We start from the raw sequence: 17,183 nt of genomic DNA on the forward strand, positions 1-17,183 counted from the left end.
TGCGCCGGTGCGGCGCGGCTACGGGATCGACGGGTCAGCGCGACAGTTCGATGCTGGTGGAATTCACCCAGCCCTTGTTGCCCAGCTCGTCCTCGACTTCCCACATCAGCCCGTCCTTGTTGCCGGTGGGGTACAGCATCATGCCCGGGTCCAGCGAGCGCACGGCCTTGCCGGTGCCCTTGGAATTGGCCAGCAGGCGCGCGGGCTTGGTCACGGTCACCGCCTGGGTGGCGTTGGCTGCCGAGGCGTTGGCGGGCAACCCGCCCAGCTGGGCGACGATGTCCGTATACGCCTGCAGGTAGGCCAGGGTGATGACCTGGCCCAGCTCGGTGTTGGCGTAACCCGAGACCCCGGCCGCGCCCCAGCCACTGCCGCCGAACAGTCCGCCGCCCGCGCCCCAGCCCAGGTCGGTCTTCCTGGCGTTGCCTTCGGCCATGGCCACCTGCTCGGAGGAACGCACGTCGGTCACGGTCAGGACCACGTCTGCGGTCTTCTTCTTGAAGTTCAGCCCGCCGATGAGTGCGCCGGCGTTGCCGCCGACCAGTCCACCCAGCAGCCCGCCCAGCGCATTGCCGCCGGCGTTGCTGTTCTGGGAGATGAGATCGGGCACCAGCACGTAGTCGGCGGCCTTGATCTGGCCCTTGCCGATGTTGGAACGGCCGCGCAGTTCGCCGCTGGACGCCAGCGCACGTTCGCCCATCGCCGCATTCATGCCGGCGCCGCGATCGACCAAAGTGAAGCAGCGCGACTTGTTGACGAAGACCTTGATCAACTTTGAAGGTGCGGGCAGCTGCTGCCCGGTCCACCAGTTGGTGGCGTCTTCCGGCTCGATCACCGAAATGCTGCCCAGCGACCTGGCGCAGGTCGGGATCTGCGCGACCTGTTGCTTGCGCTGGTCCTGTGCGCTCTGGCGCTGGGCCATGGCCGGCGCTGCCGCCAGCACCAGTGCAAGGCCCAGCGATGCGGCAGCCAGCGCCGCCTTGGAAAATCCATTACCCATTTTCTTGCCCCTTTTAAATGACCATGAACGCGCTGCGCGTTCTCCCTTGATGGTGGCGGGCTGCTGGGCCCGCCGTTCCTTCGGACGCCTTGCGGTGCCCCACCGCCATCATAGTTAATTCGTGACGTGGTTGACCGAGGGCCTCGTCGCGGACACCGGCCTGTCCCGACCATGTAACAACGCAGCAGCGCGGAGGCAGAGGACACCGGCCGATGCCATGACCGCCATCGCATGACGGCCTGTGGAACCGCGCGGGCCGCAACGAAAGAAGCCGGCTTGCGCCGGCTTCCTTGTCTGGATCAATGCGACGGGTGACTTACTTTGATTCCCACCACATCCACAGGCTGTCCCACAGGCGACGGAAGAAGCCGCCCTGTTCCACCGCATTCAATGCGACCAGCGGCGCCTGCGCCACCAGCTTGCCGTCCAGGGTCACCTTGACGGTACCGATGGCCTGGCCCTTGGCGATCGGTGCTTCCAGCACCTTGGGTACGTCCATTGTCGGCTTGAGGTCGGCGTAGCGGCCGCGCGGCACGCCCACCAGCATCGGCGTGGCCACGCCCAGCTGCACTTCCTTGGTCGTGCCCTTCCACACCTTCTGCTGGGCGATCTGCTTGCCGGCCTCGTACAGGCGGTGGGTTTCGAAGAAGCGGAAACCCCAGTTCAACAGCGCCATGCTGTCGTCGGCACGCTGCTTCTCCGAGGTCGAACCCATCACCACGGCGACCAGGCGCTGGTCGCCACGCTTTGCCGAACTCATCAGGCAGTAGCCCGCGCCGGAATGATGGCCGGTCTTGATGCCGTCGACAGCCGGATCCCGCCACAGCAACAGGTTGCGGTTGGGCTGGGTGATGGTGCCTACGGTGAATTCCTTGATCTTGTTGAAGGCGTAGGTTTCCGGGTAGTCACGGATCAGCGCCTGGCCCAGCAGGGCCAGGTCGTAGGCGGTGGAATAGTGTTCCGGCGCCGACAGGCCGTGCGCATTTACAAAGTGCGAGCCCTTCATGCCGATCTTGGCGGCGTAGTTGTTCATCAGCGAAGCGAATGCTTCCTCGCTGCCGGCGGCGTGCTCGGCCAAGGCGATGGCGGCGTCATTGCCTGACTGCACGGCCATGCCCTTTTCCATGTCCAGCAGCCTGGCGGTCTGGTTGACCGCAAAACCGCTGTAACTGCCGTCGGTGCCGGCGCCGCCCTCGCGCCAGGCGCGCTCGCTCAGCATGACCTGGTCGTCAGGCTTGATCTTGCCGTTCTTCTGCTCGGCGGCCAGCGTGTAGGAGGTCATGACCTTGGTGATGCTGGCCGGCTCCACGCGCTCGTTGTAGTTCTCGCCCGCCAGCACCTGGCCGGTGGTGTAGTCCATCAGCACCCAGGCCGTGCCCGCGGGCTTGGGCGCTGGCGGAATGGCGACGGCGGCCGCGGGGGCGGCCGGGGCTGCGCCAGGCTGTGGAAGCGGCTGCGCGGGCGTCTGGGCGAAGGCCAGGCCGACCGATACGGTGGCCAGCGCGGCGATTGCGAAACGGAACTTCATTTTATTGCGGACTCCAGGAGGGCCGTAGCCGGTGAAAGGTTGAATTGTAAGGGCTGGGGTGGGTCGATTCGGCACGTGCGCCCCAGGCGCCGACAATTAAAAGCGTGGTTGGGCGCGCTTACTCGCGGACCACCTGCGGCTGGCCGAAGCCCAGCCCGGCAATGCGCCCGGCCAGTTCCGAGGCGGCGGCCGCGTCAGCCGCTTCCACCCGCAAGCGCCACAGGGTACGGCCGTTGCTGGCCACGTCGCTGAGGCGGGCATGCGCGATGCCCGCCGCGCTGAGGCGTGCGAGCGCGCGGTCGGCGTTCTCGCGGCTGGCGAAGCTGCCGACCTGCAGTTGCACGTCATCCGACGACAGCCGAGGCGCAGTCGCAGACTGGCGTGCCGGGACGACGGTCGAGACGGAGGCAGCTGGGCGGACAGATTCAACCCGCGCCGGTATCGGGCGGGCAGGTTCCGCCGTTTTTTCCGCAGCGGCGGGCTTGCCGGTGGCCACGCGGACGCCACGCGATTTCATCCACGCGTCGAATTCATCAGCGGTGGGCTTGCGATCCAGATCGGGCGTGACGTGGTAACGCCACGGCTCGGCCGAATCGACCGGGGCAACGGCCGCCGATGCGGGAACGGGAGCCGGGGCAGCAGACGCAATGGACACCTTCGGCAAGCCGGTGGCGACCGCAGGCAGCTTGCCGACCAGCTCATCCATCGCGGTGGGCTTGCCGGTGGCAATGCGGGTGGGCACGCCGGTGGCAACCGTGGTCAGTACCGGCGTGGCCGCAAGCGTGATCGCCATGCCCTCGCGCTCGTCGCCGGTCAGGGCGCGTACTTCCACCCGCCCGGTGCCACGCTGGGTGATGCCCAGCTTGACTGCCGCCGCATAGCTCAGGTCGATGACGCGTCCTTCGTGGAAAGGCCCGCGGTCGTTGACGCGCACCACCACGGACTTGCCGGTGTCCAGGTTGGTGACCCGCGCGAAGCTCGGCAGCGGCAGGGTCTTGTGCGCGGCGGTGAAGGCGTACATGTCGTAGACCTCCTGGTTGGAGGTGCGGCGCCCATGGAACTTGTTGCCGTAATACGAGGCCGTGCCCTGCTCCACGTAGCCGTCGACGCGCCGCATGATTTCGTATTGCTTGCCCAGAACGCTGTAGGGCGAGCGGTTGCCGACCCGGGAGGGCGCCTCATTGGTGACGACCGGTTCGGGAATGCAATCGACGTCGGGAACGTGGTCGGGCGTGGTGTCGGGAACGTGCGGCGCATACAGGCCCCCGGCCTTGTAGTCGCCGCGCTTGCTCAGGTCTTCCTGCGCCGGCGCGTACCTGTTGACGCAGCCTGGCGCGGTGGCCTGCACGGGGCCCGGGGTGCGGGCGGGCAGGTGCGACTTGCCGGCGACGGCCGGCGGCGGCGACTTCTTGGGTGCAGTACTGCAGGCCGCGAGCGTGACCGCCAGCAACGGCAGCGCCAGCCATTTCATGCCGAAACTCTCACGCGGGGCGGCTCATGCGGCTGGCTCATGCGGGAGGGATCTCTTTGCCGGCGATCGCCTGCGACAGCTGGTACACCGCCATCGCGTACATCTTGGAATTGTTGTAGCGGGTGATCGCGTAATAATTCTGGAAGCCAAGCCAGTACTGCTTGCCCTCGCTGCCTTCCAGCGACACCAGCGTGGCGGTGGCGTCCGGCGCGACTGCCTCGAGCGGGCGATAGCCACGTTGCGCCAGGTCGGCCAGCGTGTAGTCCGGCGTCCAGGTTTCGGGATTGAACTCGGTGAAACCAGGCTGCAACTGTGCCCGTGCCACCACCGGCCCGCCACGCACCCAGCCACCGCGCACGCCACCCTTCTTCAGGAAGTAGTTGGCGATGGAGGAAAAGACATCGTCGTAACTGGTGAACAGGTCGCGGCGCCCGTCGCCATTGCCATCCACGGCGAATTCGCGATAGCTGGATGGCATGAACTGGCCCAGCCCCATGGCGCCGGCGTAGCTGCCGGTCAGGTTGGCGATGTCCAGGTTTTCCTCGCGACCCAGCGCGAACAACTGCGCCAGTTCGTCACGGAAGAATTGTTCGCGCTTGTATTCATAAGCGGCACGTTCGGGATTGCCGCTGCGCGGATAACGGAACGCCAGCGTGTACAACGCATCCAGCACGCGGGTCTTGCCGGTGAAACCGCCGTAGCTGGTTTCCACGCCAATGATCGAGACGATTATCTCGGCCGGCACTCCCGTACGCGCTTGCACGCGCTGCAGTTCATCGCGGTGGGTTGCCATGAAGGCGCGGCCGCCCTCGATGCGGGTGGCGGTGATGAAGTTGGGACGGTACTCGGCCCAGGTCTTCACCCGCTCGGCGGGACGCGACATCAAGGCGACCACGCTGTCGAGGAAATTCGCCTTGGCCAGGGTCGCCTCGATGGTGGCCGGCGCGATGGCGTAACGGGCCGCGGTTTCGCGTACGAAGTTGGCGCGTGCGATCTCGAAAGGCACAGGCGTCAGGTCAACCGGCACACTGCCGGCCAACGCTTCGACCGAGCCTTCCGCAGGCCCTTTCGCGGGCTTCGGCATGGCCGGTTCGCCAGCGGTCTGTGGCGTGGGCGTGGGCGACTTCACCGGCGTCGCGCAAGCGACGAGGCCAAGGGTGAACAAGCAGAAAAGTGCGGTTCGGGTCATCGGCGCCGAGGGTAGCATGCGTTCTGCGGACAATAGTGAATCGTTGGGGCAGTGAAGAGTGAACTGGAAATGCGCAAAGCGGATGGCGATGGCAGTAAAGAGTGAAGGGTAAATTGCGAACAGTTGAAGCATCCAGCAGGCTTTTTTGCACGATTCACTATTTACACTTCACCCTTTACCTCCCTCAATATCCATGCACCGGCCGATGCGCGCGCACCGCCATTACCAAGCCCAGGCCGGCCAGCAGTGAAACCGCCGAAGTACCGCCATAACTCAGCAGCGGCATCGGCACGCCCACCACCGGCAGCAGGCCCGAGATCATGCCGCCGTTGACGATCACGTAGACGAAGAATGCGAGTCCCAGCGCCCCCGCCAGCAAACGTGAATAGGTGTCGCGCGCATCGACTGCAATCCACAGGCAGCGACCGATCACGAACAGGTACAGCACCAGCACCACCAGCACGCCGATCCAGCCGAATTCCTCCGACAACACCGCGAAAATGAAATCGGTGGTGTGCTCGGGCAGGAAGTTCAGGTGCGACTGGGTGCCCTGGCCCCAGCCCTTGCCCGCCATGCCGCCGCCGCCGATCGCGATCTTGGACTGGATGATGTTCCAGCCAGTGCCCTGCGGATCGTTTTCCGGATTGAGGAAGGTGAGAATGCGGTCCTTCTGGTACTGGCGCAGGAACCAGAACCAGGCCACCGGTGCGGCGGCGGCCACTGCGCCCCCCGCCACGCCAACCCACCACCAGGGCAGGCCGGCCAGCAGCAACGCGAAGACGCCGCTGGCCACCACCAGCATGCAGGTACCGAAATCCGGCTGCAGCATGATCAGCAGCGCCGGCACCGCGATCAGCGTGCCGGCGATCAGCACGGTGGTGATGCGAGGAGGCAGCGACTCCCGGTGCAGGTACCAGGCCATCATCATCGGCAGGCTGATCTTCATCAGCTCCGAAGGCTGCAGGTAGAACAGCTTCAGGTCGATCCAGTGGTTGCCGTGCTTGCCGCCGCCGACGAACAGCACCAGCACCAGCAACGCCAGCGAACCCAGGAACGCACCCGGCGTCCACGCGCGCAGGCGCGTCGGCGTGACCCGCGACAGGCCCCACATGGCCGCCAGCCCCGCGGCGAAACGCGCGCCCTGCGCCAGCATCAGGTGCATGCCCTGGGCCTCGCCCCCGGCGCTGTACAACACGGCCAGGCCGATGCCCATCAAGGCGCCCAGCGCGACCAGCAAGGGCCAGTCCAGCGTGCGCAGGAAATAGCGCAACAGGTCGGCCAGCCAGCGCAGCATCTCGCTCATCGGAGCGCGCCGGGTGCGGGCGGGGTGACCGGCGCAGGCGCGGGGACTGCCGGCGTGGGCACCGCCGGCGTGACGCCCACTTCGATCAGCGTGCTGGTGCTGGCATCACCCACGTCCGGATTCGGCTGTGCAGCCGACTTCTCCAGCAGCCACGCATCGAAGATCTTGCGTGCGATCGGCGCGGCGGTGCTGGCGCCGTAGCCACCGCCTTCGACCATCACCGCAACGGCGATGCTTGGATTTTCCGCGGGCGCATAGCCGACGAACAAGGCGCGGTGGCGCCGATGCATGGGCAGCGACTTCGGATTGACGGCCGTCGCGCTGCGATTCACCACCTGCGCGGTGCCGGTCTTGCCGGCCATGCGGTACGGCGCCCCGATGCTCATCACGCGCGCCGTGCCGCCAGGGCCGTTGACGGTCATTTCCATGCCTTCCTGGACCACGCGCACATTGGCGGGGTGATCGCTGATGCGGACCGGCGCAGGTTGCGGCAACGGCTCCCAGGGCGCGTCGTAGGCGTGGCGCTTGGCTGCGACCAGGTGAGGGCGCCGCAACATCCCGCCATCGGCCAGGGCCGCGGTGCCGCGCGCAAGCTGCAACGGCGTCACCTTCCACATGCCCTGCCCGATCGCCGCGTTGACCAGGTCGCCGGGATACCAGCGTTCCTTGTTGAGTTTCAGCTTGGCCGCCGGCGAAGGCAGGATGCCGCCTATCTCTCCGATCAGGTCGATACCGGTCGGCTGGCCGAAGCCGTAGCGGGTCAGGTACGAATCGAAGCGCTCCACCCCCAGGTCCAGGGCCAGGCGGTAGTAGTAGGTGTTCACCGAATCGGCAATGGACTTGCGCACGTCGGTCCAGCCGTGGCCGCCACGGTGCGAATCACCCCAGCCGCGGCCCTTCATGCCGGGCAGGCGGAACATGCCGGTGGAAAGCGTCTTGTCCTCCGGCCTGCGCAGGCCGCTGTCCAGTCCGGCCAGGGCAATCAGCGGTTTCAGGGTGGAGCCCGGCGCCACCCCGCCCAGCACCAGCCGGTTGAACTGGGGTCGCGAGGGATTGTTGTTCAAGGCGTTGAAGTCGGCGTGCGAGATGCCGTTGACGAACAGGTTGGGGTCGTAGCTGGGCAGGCTGACCATGGCCAGCACTTCACCGCTGCGCGGGTCCAGCGCCACTGCCGAGCCTTCCAGCTCCCCGAAGGCCTGGGTCATGGCGTATTGCAGGTCGGCATCCACGCTCAGGCGCAGGTCGGCGCCGGCCTGTGCCGGCACCCGGCCCATGCTGCGCAGCGCACGCCCCTCGACGTTGGTCTCGACCTTTTCGTAGCCGATCTTGCCGCGCAGGATCTCTTCGTAATAGCGCTCCAGCCCGCCCTTGCCGGTATGGGTCAGCGCGGCGTTGCCTTCGCCCATCTTCTCGAGGTCTTTCTCGTCGATGCGGCCCACGTAGCCGATGATGTGGCCGAACAGGTCGCCGTAGGGGTAGCGGCGGGTCAGGTAAGGCTCCAGTTCCACCCCGGGAAAGCGCCAGCGGTCCACCGCGAAACGCGCCATTTCCTCGTCGCTGACACGCAGCTTGAGGGTGATCGGGCGGAAACCGCGGCTCGACTTGCGGGTGGCTTCGAAGTGCCGGATGTCCTCCGGGGTCAGCGCGAAGATCCCGCTCAGCCCGGCGATCAGCGCCTTGCTCTCACCGGCCTTGTCGGGCAGGACATCCAGGCGGAAGGCCGGCACATTCTCGGCCAGCAGCTTGCCGTTGCGGTCGAAAATGCTGCCGCGCGCCGGCACCACCGGGCGCAGCTTGATGCTGTTGGCTTCCGAGCGCGTGGCGTACTTGGTGTGGTCGATCACCTGCAGCTTGAAGTACCAGCCCGCCAGCCCGCACAGCGACAGTGCCACCACTGCGAAGCCCAGCAGGGCGCGGCGGCGGAACTGCTCGGCCTCCGCATGCGCATTCTTGAGCGGGCGACGCGAGGCGGCCATCTACTTGCGCTTGCCCAGGCGCAGCAGATCCAGCAGTACGAACAGCGGCGGCCACAGCAGCATGCCCAGCAGCGGCGCCCACCAGTAGTTCACGGGCAGCGCCGGCTCGCCCAGGCCCAGGCGGATGGCCGCGGTGACCACGCGGTCGTTCAGCAGCAGCACGCCGATGGCCAACGCCTGTTGCCACATCGGGAAGAACCGCAGGCGTGCGCGGAAGCGCTGCAGGATGAAGGTGAGGATGACCATGCGCAGGGCCTGCTCACCGAGCAGGGTGCCAAACATGAGGTCGGCGACCAGCCCGACGATGAAGGCGAATCCCAGCCCGGCGTTTTCCGGCGACTCGATGACCCAGTAGGCCACCATCAAGGCCAACCAGTAGGGGCGCAGCGGCTGCAGCGGATACGGCAGCGGCAACAGGCCCAGCAGCAGGGCGAAGACGATGCTCACCGGCAGGACCCAGCCGTTGCGGGGACGCCTCATCGGACCGGTTCCACGGCCGGCGCCGCGGCGGCTGCAGGTGCCGGCACGGCCGGTGGCAGCGCCGGGTCGCGCGCAGTAGCAGTCGCCGTGGCCGTATCCTGGCCGGCGCCGCCGGCGGGCGCGCCGAGGGTGGATGCTCCGACCGCCACCACCGCCGCTTCGGCTTGGGGCGAAGGCCAGGCGATGCGCGGGGCCGAACGCAGCAGCAGCACGTCGCGACCCCGGTCGAGCTGCGCGGCCGGCTTCAGTTCGCCGATCAGGAAGGCACGGCTTTCATCCGGACGCAGGCGGGTCACCGTGCCCACCGGGAATCCGGCCGGGAAGCGTCCGCCGAGTCCCGAGGTGAGGATCAGATCGCCCTGCCGGACATCGGTGTTCATCGGCACGTCCGACAGCTCGAGGTGATCGCCACGCCCGTAGACGATCAGGCGTACCCCGTTGCGCGCCACCACCACCGGTACGGCGTGGTCCGGATCAGTCAGCAGCAATACGGTGGCGTGGGCGGGCGTGGCCTCGATGATCTGGCCCATCAGGCCGCCCGCATCGATCACCGCCTGTCCCAGGTGCACGCCATCGTTGCTGCCGGCGTCCAGCACCAGCCGCTGGCGGGTGGGGTCCAGGTCGATGTTGAGGATCGGGGCCAGCTGCACGTCCAGGCCGCGGCTCTCGGCCACGCCCAGCAGTGCCCGCAATTGGGCGTTGTCGGCGGTGGCGGTCTGCAGGCGCGTGAGACGCGCGTTGGCGATCAACAGCTCGTTGCGCAGGTTGCGGTTCTCGGCGGTCAGCTGGCTGTGCGTGCCTGCATCCTCCTGCACCCGTGCGCTCAGGCGTCCGGGCAGGCCGGCCAGCCACCAGATCGGCTGCACCGCGACGTTGGCCTGCACCCGCACCTGTGACAGCCAGCCGCCGCGGTGGTCCAGGATCACCAGCGCGATGGCCAGGGCCAGGTACCCCAACAACCGCAGCGTGCTGGCGACTTCCCCTGGACGGGCAGTGACGGGAGGACCGGCGTAGGAAGGCACTGGGGGGCCGTTATAGGGGAAGTCGGCGGCTGCGCCGCCTGCTGAGGGTGAAGGAGAAAAACTTGAAGTCGGGGATCGCTCGCAGCACAGCTACTCCGGTTTACAGCGCACGCCGTGCGCGACTTCACCCTTGGCAGCCCGCGAAAAAGCGGGCGACTTCACCGCTTCAGCGTTCATTCCGGCGCGAAGAACTCGTTGCCGTGCATGTCGACCAGTTCCAGCGCGCGCCCGCCACCGCGGGCCACGCAGGTCAGCGGATCGTCGGCCACCTGCACGTGCAGGCCGGTTTCCTCGGAAATCAGGCGATCCATGTCACGCAGCAGGGCGCCGCCGCCAGTGAGGACGATGCCACGCTCGGCCACGTCGGCGCAGAGCTCGGGCGGGGTCTGTTCCAGCGCCAGCTTGACCGCGCTGACGATGCCGGCCAGCGGCTCGTGCAGGGCCTCGAGCACCTCGTTGGAGGTGATCTTGATCATCTTGGGCACGCCTTCGGCCAGGTTGCGGCCGGAAATCTCCATTTCCACCACTTCCGGCTGCGGGTAGGCACAGCCGATCTGCAGCTTGATGCGCTCGGCCGTGGCCTCGCCGATCAGCATGCCGTGATTACGCCTGACGTAGTTGGTGATGGCCTCGTCGAAACGGTCGCCGCCGATGCGCACCGACTGCGAATAGACGATGCCGTTCAGCGAGATCACCGCGACCTCGGTGGTGCCGCCGCCGATGTCGATGACCATCGAGCCGCAGGCTTCGGTCACCGGCATACCGGCGCCGATGGCTGCGGCCATGGGCTCCTCGATCAGGAAAACGTCGCGGGCGCCGGCCTCTTCCGCCGATTCCTTGATCGCGCGGCGCTCCACCTGGGTGGAGCCGGCCGGCACGCAGACCAGCACGCGGGGGCTGGGACGCAGCACGCGCGACTTGTGCACCTTCTTGATGAAGTACTTGAGCATCGCCTCGGTATAGGTGAAGTCGGCGATGACGCCGTCCTTCATCGGGCGGATGGTGGTGATGTTGCCCGGGGTGCGGCCCAGCATCTGCTTGGCCTCGGCGCCGACGGCTGCCACGGTGCGATTGCCGCCAAAGGCGCGGTCCTGGCGCACGGCGACCACCGAAGGTTCGTTCAGGACGATGCCTTGGCCGCGCACATAAATCAGGGTATTGGCCGTGCCCAGGTCGATGGACAGGTCATTGGAGAACATGCCGCGGAGCTTCTTGAAGAACATCGGGGGAAGAGTTCCTGCTGTGTCAACGCGGCGCAGGGTCCGCGCGGTGGGTAATTCGGGGGTTCGCTAGACTAACAACCGACCCGGGGGGCGGCAAGGGAAACCGCTGGAAACAGCGGCAATTCGCGCCTGCGGTGGCGGCAAGCGTGAAGTCGGCCACGTTGTGGCCTGCAAAGTCGACCACTTGCGCTGATTCGTCCTTCACCGGTGGCCTCGCCACCTGCTTCACCGGGCGGGCGACTTCACCTGCCTACCCTTTGCCGCTAACCTGTGCGCCTTGCGGCAACGGGCCGCCTCCCGTGAGCAGCCGAATGTCCGCACTTATCTGTGGTTCCCTTGCCTACGACACCATCATGGTGTTCCCGGACCAGTTCAAGAACCACATCCTCCCGGACAAGGTGCACATCCTCAACGTGTCGTTCCTGGTGCCGCGCATGCGCCGCGAGTTCGGCGGCTGCGCCGGCAACATCGCCTACAACCTCAAGCTGCTGGGCGGCGACCCCATCCCGATGGCCACCGTGGGCCAGGATTTCGGTCCCTACCGGGAGTGGTTCGTGGAACAGGGCATCCGCATGGAGCAGGTCAAGGTGATCGACGAGCTGTTCACCCCGCAGGCCTTCATCACCACCGACCTGGACAACAACCAGATCACCGCCTTCCACCCCGGCGCGATGATGCGCAGCTACGAGAACCACGTGAAGGACGTGGCCGGCGTCACCTTCGGCATCGTCAGCCCCGACGGCCGCGACGGCATGCTGCAGAACGCCACCGAATTCGCCGAGGCCGGCATCCCGTTCATCTTCGACCCGGGCCAGGCCATGCCGCTGTTCAATGGCGAGGAACTGCGCCACTTCATCGAACAGGCCGACTACGTCACCGTCAATGACTACGAATCCAACCTGCTGCAGGAACGCACCGGCTGGAGCGAGAACGAGATCATGCAGCGGGTCAAGGCCTACATCACTACCCGCGGCCCGCACGGCTCGCAGATCCACACTGCCGAAAAGACCTATGACATCCCGCCGGCGCACGAGCGCCGGGTCACCGACCCGACCGGCTGCGGCGATGCGTTCCGCGCCGGCCTGATCTTCGGCATCGAGAAGGGCTACGACTGGCTGACCATCGGCCGCATGGGCAACCTGATGGGCGCGCTGAAGGTCGAACACCCCGGCACCCAGAACCAGCGCTTCGACTACGACGAGTTCAACGAACAGTTCAAGCAGCAGTTCGGGTATTCGTTGTAAGGAGACGCAGAGTGGGCCAGGGCCCACCCTGCCTGCTGGATCCCCGCCTTCGCGGGGTGACGCATTGGCAAAGCCGAGCGCTGCACGCAAGGGCCCACCCCACCCTAATTGCTGGATCCCCGCCTTCGCGGGGATGACGCATTGGCAAAGCCGAGCGCTGCACGCAAGGGCCCACCCCACCCTAATTGCTGGATCCCCGCCTTCGCGGGGATGACGCATTGGCAAAGCCGAGCGCTGCACGCACGGGCCAATGCGTCACATCACGTGCGCAAGCCACAGCAGTTCCGGCTGCGCTAGGCGCTCGAACTCGGCGTACGGCATGCGTACCACGTCGGTATGCGAACCGGCATTGAAGGCGATATCGGCCTGCCCGGTCAGGCGGGAATCCACATACACCGGCATGCCGTAGAGATTGCCGAACGGCGGCATGGCGCCGAGCTCGCAATCCGGGAAGGCATTGCGGAACTCCTTTTCCTGCGCCAGTTCCACCAGGCTTCCGCCCAGCGCGCGCGATAGCCGCACCAGGTCGATGCGGTAGGACGCCGGCATGACCATCATTGCCAGCTTGTCGTCCACCTTCAGCATCACCGTCTTGGCGAAATGCTGCTGGCCTACATGGGCAGCCGCGGCGGTTTCCTGCGCGGTGATGGTGCGGTCGTGGATGAGCGCGGTGTAGTGGCCGTGGCGCTCGTCAAGGAAATTGTGCAGGCGTGGAGAGAGCATGATCGCCTCCGCGTGGCGCCCGCCGGCCGTCCGATGCGGCGATGCGTCGCTGGTGAACCGGGCGCGCCTGTCCGGCGTCGCGCCACCCTGTCGGGCGAGTCCGTGGCGGACCCGCTCGCCGTGGGCTGGAGCTTACTCCTGGCAGGTAGGCATAGCGTGATGCTGCAGGTCGGCCGGCTTTCAGACTACTGCCAGACCGGACTGCAGCGTGCAGGGAGGGTACTGGACGGACTTCGGGCAGCCGCGAGATTCCAGAAGGCGGCTCAAGGCCCGCCCTATTCATTGGAGAATCACTAGCCGTAGGCGCGAGCAATTCCAGAAGGCACACAGGGCGGGATCAAGCCCGCCTAATGACGTGCGGAACCATGAGCGGATCTGAGCCCGCCCTACCGTTCCTGGTCTGGTGCAGAAGTGAGCCGCAGCCCGGGAATCAATCCCATCCCGGCATCTGCGACCCGTCCAGCCCACCCGTATCGAAGCTGACCTTGCGCGTGCCGCCGGCCTTCACCGGGAACTCGATCTCCACCACCTGGCTCTTGCGCAGCAGCTTCCACAAGGCCTTGTGGTCGGTGATGAACATGGCGATGGCTTCATTGGTGTCCGCACGTGAGGCATCCATCGCTCGCGGCTTGCCGTCCGCGGTCACCTTCACCTTGCAGCCGCCCTTGCAGTGGAAGTCGCTGGCCTGCAGTACCAGGTAGGCGCTGCGCTTCCATTGCGGGTGGTCGCGGAAGACCAGCTGCACCTGGGTTTCGCCGCGGCCTTCCAGGTCGATGCGGTTGCGGCCGTAGATGGTCGCCGAACGCTGGGTACCGCCTTTGGGCTGTGGCGACTGCGAATAGTTCCACAGGCCTTCCAGGCGCCGGCGCTCGCGCGCGGTTTCGCCCTTGGCCTTCACCTCTTCGTAGCCGGCCTTCATCTTCTGCGCGGCCTGCGAATCGGGGTATTGCGAAAGCAGCGCGGCGCCATGCACGCGCGCCAGGTCCCAGTTCTGCCCTGTCACCGCGGCGTCGTATTCGCGCGCCAGCGCGGCCGCCGCCTCTTCCTGCGCGGCGGCTTGCGCCTGGGCGGCGGCGCGTTGTTCGGCTTCGCGGTCGCCGCAGGCCGAAAGTGCCAGCACGCACAGTGCGGCGAGGATGGTTCGCTTCATTTTCCTGCTCCCTTTTTGATCAGGTATTCGACTGCCGCAGCGACCTCGGCGGGTTTTTCGACAATGGACATGTGCCCGCAGTCGTCCAGCAGCACCCGGGTCGCCTGCGGCATGCGGGCGCCATACAGGTCCATGGCACTGGCATCGATCACCACGTCCTGCCGGCACCACAACAGCAGCGCGGGCTGGTGGATTTCCGCGGCAGCCTCACCGGGCAGGAAGCGTTCATCGCTGCGGCCGATACGGTCCAGCACGCCCTGCTCGAAGGCCGCCTCACGCATCCGCCAGGCGATCAGCTGGCGCGAGGCCGGCCAGGGTATCCATGGCTTGGCTTTTTCCACATGGAACACGGTGTCGATATAGCGCTGCAGCGAGGCCTGGTCGTGCACGCCAAAGGGATTCTTTCCGTCCAGCACGTCGATGCCGAACTGGTTGTCCTTGAAGCGCACGCCGGCCGCGTCGAACAGGCCCACGCGGTCGACGCTGCGTGGATGCCGGGCCGTGGTCAGGGCGACGATGCCACCGCCCATCGAATGACCCAGCAGCACGAGGTCCGTGCCCTGTTGCTTGCCCAACTGGTCCAGGAACGCGGCCAGGCGCTCGCTCTGGGCGACGAAGCCATAGTCCTGCCCGGCGATGCGCTGGCTTTCACCCCATCCCGGCAGGTCCGGGATCACCAGCCGGTAGCGGCCGCGCAGCTGCGAGGCCAGCGGATACCAGTTCTCCTTGCTGCCGGTGAAGCCATGGATCATGACCACCGTGGGTGCACCGGGCTGGTCGGGTTCGCTCAGCGCATAGGTCCAGCGATGCCCTGCTACCTGCACCTGGCGCAGGGACAGGCCTGCGGACCAGCGCTGGCGGGTGAATTCGGCATGCACCAGTGCCAGTGGATCACGCCACAGCCATATTGCAAGCACGCCAATGAAAACGGCCGCCAGCAAGGCGACCGTCTTCAAGGTGCGTGGGGAAAGCCGCATTGCTTAAGGCGCGGCTGGCGCCTTGGCCAGCGCGGCTTCCACCGACGCGGTGGTGATGGGGTGGTAACCGGGACGCGCGCGCGCGAAGGACTCCTTGGCGAAGGCCAGTCCATCCGGCGTCTTCACCAGCTCGGCGTAGATCGGCATGATCAGCTTGCGACGGCCGACGCGCTCGATGAATCGGGCGATCTCCGGACGCGCTTCCAGGTAGCCGCTGCGGATCGTCAGCGGATACCAGCGCATGGCAATCTCGCCATTCTGGGTGCCGGTGAACTTGTAGGCTTCGTCCAGCTGCTTCAACTGCTCGGCGCCGAGCGTTTCACCCAGTCCGTCGATGAAGTGCACCCACTGCTGGGTGGTCCATTCGGAGGTGATCTGCGCGTTGGGCAGGGTCTTGCTGCCCAGCCAGGCGATGCGCGCGGTGTCGACGATGGCGAAGCCGCGCGATTGCGCCTTCGGTGCGAACGGCGGAATGCCCGGCTCGTGCAGCCAGGTGTTCAGTTCCGCCTCGGTGACCGCGTTGGCATTCTTCGTCAACAGGTTCTTGCGCAGGTAGGCCACGAACTGGTCGCTGTTGACGCTCTGGAACGCGTGGTCATTGAACCAGCCGCGCAGGAACGGATCGAAGACCTCGCGGCCGAAACGCTGCTCCAGGAACTGCAGGAACCACGCGCCCTTGTTGTAGGGCACGCCGGTCAGCGCTTCATCCGGATCCAGGCCATTCAACGGGGCCAGCACCAGCAGCTGTCCGGCCGGCGCGGTGGTCTTGATCTCCTCGGCCAGGTCGGCCTGGTCGATCTGGCGCTCCATCTCGGCCGCTTCCTGGCCGTACACGGCCTCGGTGATGCGCGACTGCACGTATGTGGTGAAGCCTTCGTTCAACCACATGTCCTTGGAGCTGGCGTTGGTGACCAGGTTGCCCGACCAGCTGTGCGCCAGTTCATGGGCGATCAGCGACACCAGCGACTTGTCGCCGACGATCACCGTCGGGGTGACGAAGGTCAGGCGCGGGTTCTCCATGCCGCCGAAGGGGAACGACGGCGGCAGCACCAGCATGTCGTAACGCTGCCAGGCATACGGGCCGTACAGCGCCTCGGTGGTGGTGATCATCTTCTCGGTGTCTTCGAATTCCTTGGCCGCCTTGTCGACCATGGTCGGCTCTGCCCATACGCCGCTGCGCGCGGACACCGGCTTGAACACCAGGTCACCGGCGGCAATGGCCAGCAGGTAGGAAGGTATTGCCTGCGGCATGCTGAAGATGTAGTCGCCGGTGCGCTTGGCGGCCGGGTCGTTGTCGGCGCTCATCAGCACCATCACGTCCGGACGGCTGGTCACGTGCGCGCTGTAGGTGAAGCGCACGCTGGGCGTGTCCTGCAGGGGCACCCAGCTGCGGGCGTGGATTGCCTGCGACTGGCTGAACATGAAGGGCAGCTTCTTGCCTTCGGTCATCGACGGTGCAAGCCACTGCAGACCGGAGGCATCGGGGGAGGTCTGGTAGGTCACCTGCACGTTGGCATTGCGCGCGGGGGTTTCGATGGTCAGCTTGCTGCCGAAGATCTTGTCGTTGGCCGCCAGTGTGTACTTCAGCGGAACCCAGTTGCCCTTGCCGTCGTCGCCTTCGACCTTGCCGATGGTCAGCGCGCGCGTATCCAGGACAAGCTGGGTCGCGGCCTTGTCCTTCCAGTCGAGCTTGTAGATGGCGGTGCCGCCGATCTGCTTCTTGTCGAAGTCGATGGCCAGGTCCAGCGCCAGGTCGGTGATGACGACCTTGCCGGGTTCGGCATAGGAACTCTCGTCCAGGCTGCGGTCGATCTTCACGGCAGTGGCCTGCGGCTTGGCGGGGGTGGGGGTCTGGCTCTTAGACACAACTGACGCTGCCGCCGTACCTAAGCGTTGG

13 protein-coding genes and 1 pseudogene are annotated in these 17,183 nt (G+C 66.4%); 1 reads left to right on the plus strand and 13 read right to left on the minus strand.

What is annotated here, in order from left to right; all coding sequences use genetic code 11:
- Positions 1-34: 34 nt before the first annotated feature.
- From DT603_RS06755 to DT603_RS06795, 9 genes and pseudogenes are all read right to left on the minus strand, one after another.
- Positions 35-1,000 carry a CsgG/HfaB family protein gene (locus DT603_RS06755; RefSeq protein ID WP_162349090.1) on the minus strand — a complete coding sequence of 322 codons (966 nt, stop codon included), beginning with the start codon at positions 998-1,000 and terminating at the stop codon, positions 35-37.
- Between the two features lie 316 nt (positions 1,001-1,316).
- On the minus strand, positions 1,317-2,528 hold the full coding sequence (locus DT603_RS06760; RefSeq protein WP_162349091.1) for a D-alanyl-D-alanine carboxypeptidase family protein: 1,212 nt from the start codon (positions 2,526-2,528) through the stop codon (positions 1,317-1,319).
- Between the two features lie 118 nt (positions 2,529-2,646).
- Entirely contained in the window at positions 2,647-3,999 is a 1,353-nt protein-coding gene (locus DT603_RS06765) for a septal ring lytic transglycosylase RlpA family protein (RefSeq protein WP_162349092.1), read from the minus strand.
- A gap of 37 nt (positions 4,000-4,036) precedes the next feature.
- Positions 4,037-5,188, minus strand: coding sequence for a lytic murein transglycosylase B (gene mltB, locus DT603_RS06770; RefSeq protein ID WP_162349093.1), 1,152 nt, complete (start codon positions 5,186-5,188; stop codon positions 4,037-4,039).
- A 184-nt stretch (positions 5,189-5,372) separates the two neighbouring features.
- The gene (gene rodA / locus DT603_RS06775; RefSeq protein WP_162349094.1) at positions 5,373-6,491 is read right to left on the minus strand and encodes a rod shape-determining protein RodA; all 1,119 of its coding nucleotides are present in this window, start codon (positions 6,489-6,491) and stop codon (positions 5,373-5,375) included.
- Positions 6,488-8,467, minus strand: coding sequence for a penicillin-binding protein 2 (mrdA, locus tag DT603_RS06780; protein ID WP_162349095.1), 1,980 nt, complete (start codon positions 8,465-8,467; stop codon positions 6,488-6,490). Before mrdA ends, rodA begins: the two co-directional genes overlap by 4 nt.
- Complete coding sequence (gene mreD, locus DT603_RS06785) at positions 8,468-8,947, minus strand: rod shape-determining protein MreD (RefSeq protein ID WP_162349096.1); 480 nt, start codon at positions 8,945-8,947, stop codon at positions 8,468-8,470.
- Between the two features lie 5 nt (positions 8,948-8,952).
- Positions 8,953-9,969, minus strand: a pseudogene (gene mreC / locus DT603_RS06790) (rod shape-determining protein MreC); the annotation flags it as partial.
- A 173-nt stretch (positions 9,970-10,142) separates the two neighbouring features.
- Positions 10,143-11,192 carry a rod shape-determining protein gene (locus DT603_RS06795; protein ID WP_162349098.1) on the minus strand — a complete coding sequence of 350 codons (1,050 nt, stop codon included), beginning with the start codon at positions 11,190-11,192 and terminating at the stop codon, positions 10,143-10,145.
- A 311-nt stretch (positions 11,193-11,503) separates the two neighbouring features.
- Between DT603_RS06795 and DT603_RS06800 the strand changes: the two genes are divergently transcribed.
- A complete protein-coding gene (locus tag DT603_RS06800) occupies positions 11,504-12,436 on the plus strand; it encodes a carbohydrate kinase family protein (protein WP_162349099.1) in 933 nt (310 codons plus the stop codon).
- A gap of 255 nt (positions 12,437-12,691) precedes the next feature.
- On the opposite strand, the gene DT603_RS06805 is transcribed toward DT603_RS06800, so the two are convergent.
- The 4 genes from DT603_RS06805 to DT603_RS06820 all read right to left on the minus strand — a co-directional run bounded on the left by DT603_RS06805 (position 12,692) and on the right by DT603_RS06820 (position 17,152).
- A complete protein-coding gene (locus tag DT603_RS06805) occupies positions 12,692-13,159 on the minus strand; it encodes an aminoacyl-tRNA deacylase (RefSeq protein WP_162349100.1) in 468 nt (155 codons plus the stop codon).
- Between the two features lie 430 nt (positions 13,160-13,589).
- Positions 13,590-14,309, minus strand: a complete 720-nt coding sequence (locus tag DT603_RS06810; protein WP_162349101.1) for a hypothetical protein — start codon at positions 14,307-14,309, stop codon at positions 13,590-13,592.
- Entirely contained in the window at positions 14,306-15,286 is a 981-nt protein-coding gene (locus DT603_RS06815; protein WP_162349102.1) for an alpha/beta fold hydrolase, read from the minus strand. Before DT603_RS06815 ends, DT603_RS06810 begins: the two co-directional genes overlap by 4 nt.
- A gap of 3 nt (positions 15,287-15,289) precedes the next feature.
- On the minus strand, positions 15,290-17,152 hold the full coding sequence (locus tag DT603_RS06820; protein WP_343037729.1) for a M1 family metallopeptidase: 1,863 nt from the start codon (positions 17,150-17,152) through the stop codon (positions 15,290-15,292).
- Between the last annotated feature and the right edge of the window lie 31 nt (positions 17,153-17,183).

The organism is Pseudoxanthomonas gei (genome assembly GCF_010119615.1).
Lineage (GTDB): Bacteria > Pseudomonadota > Gammaproteobacteria > Xanthomonadales > Xanthomonadaceae > Pseudoxanthomonas_A > Pseudoxanthomonas_A gei.

Bases quoted from the DNA above. Each gene is read 5' to 3' on its own strand.
- DT603_RS06755 (WP_162349090.1), bottom strand. From the start codon at position 1,000: ATGGGTAATGGATTTTCCAAGGCGGCGCTGGCTGCCGCATCGCTGGGC.
- DT603_RS06760 (WP_162349091.1), bottom strand. From the start codon at position 2,528: ATGAAGTTCCGTTTCGCAATCGCCGCGCTGGCCACCGTATCGGTCGGC.
- DT603_RS06765 (WP_162349092.1), bottom strand. From the start codon at position 3,999: ATGAAATGGCTGGCGCTGCCGTTGCTGGCGGTCACGCTCGCGGCCTGC.
- mltB (WP_162349093.1), bottom strand. From the start codon at position 5,188: ATGACCCGAACCGCACTTTTCTGCTTGTTCACCCTTGGCCTCGTCGCT.
- rodA (WP_162349094.1), bottom strand. From the start codon at position 6,491: ATGAGCGAGATGCTGCGCTGGCTGGCCGACCTGTTGCGCTATTTCCTG.
- mrdA (WP_162349095.1), bottom strand. From the start codon at position 8,467: ATGGCCGCCTCGCGTCGCCCGCTCAAGAATGCGCATGCGGAGGCCGAG.
- mreD (WP_162349096.1), bottom strand. From the start codon at position 8,947: ATGAGGCGTCCCCGCAACGGCTGGGTCCTGCCGGTGAGCATCGTCTTC.
- DT603_RS06795 (WP_162349098.1), bottom strand. From the start codon at position 11,192: ATGTTCTTCAAGAAGCTCCGCGGCATGTTCTCCAATGACCTGTCCATC.
- DT603_RS06800 (WP_162349099.1), top strand. From the start codon at position 11,504: ATGTCCGCACTTATCTGTGGTTCCCTTGCCTACGACACCATCATGGTG.
- DT603_RS06805 (WP_162349100.1), bottom strand. From the start codon at position 13,159: ATGCTCTCTCCACGCCTGCACAATTTCCTTGACGAGCGCCACGGCCAC.
- DT603_RS06810 (WP_162349101.1), bottom strand. From the start codon at position 14,309: ATGAAGCGAACCATCCTCGCCGCACTGTGCGTGCTGGCACTTTCGGCC.
- DT603_RS06815 (WP_162349102.1), bottom strand. From the start codon at position 15,286: ATGCGGCTTTCCCCACGCACCTTGAAGACGGTCGCCTTGCTGGCGGCC.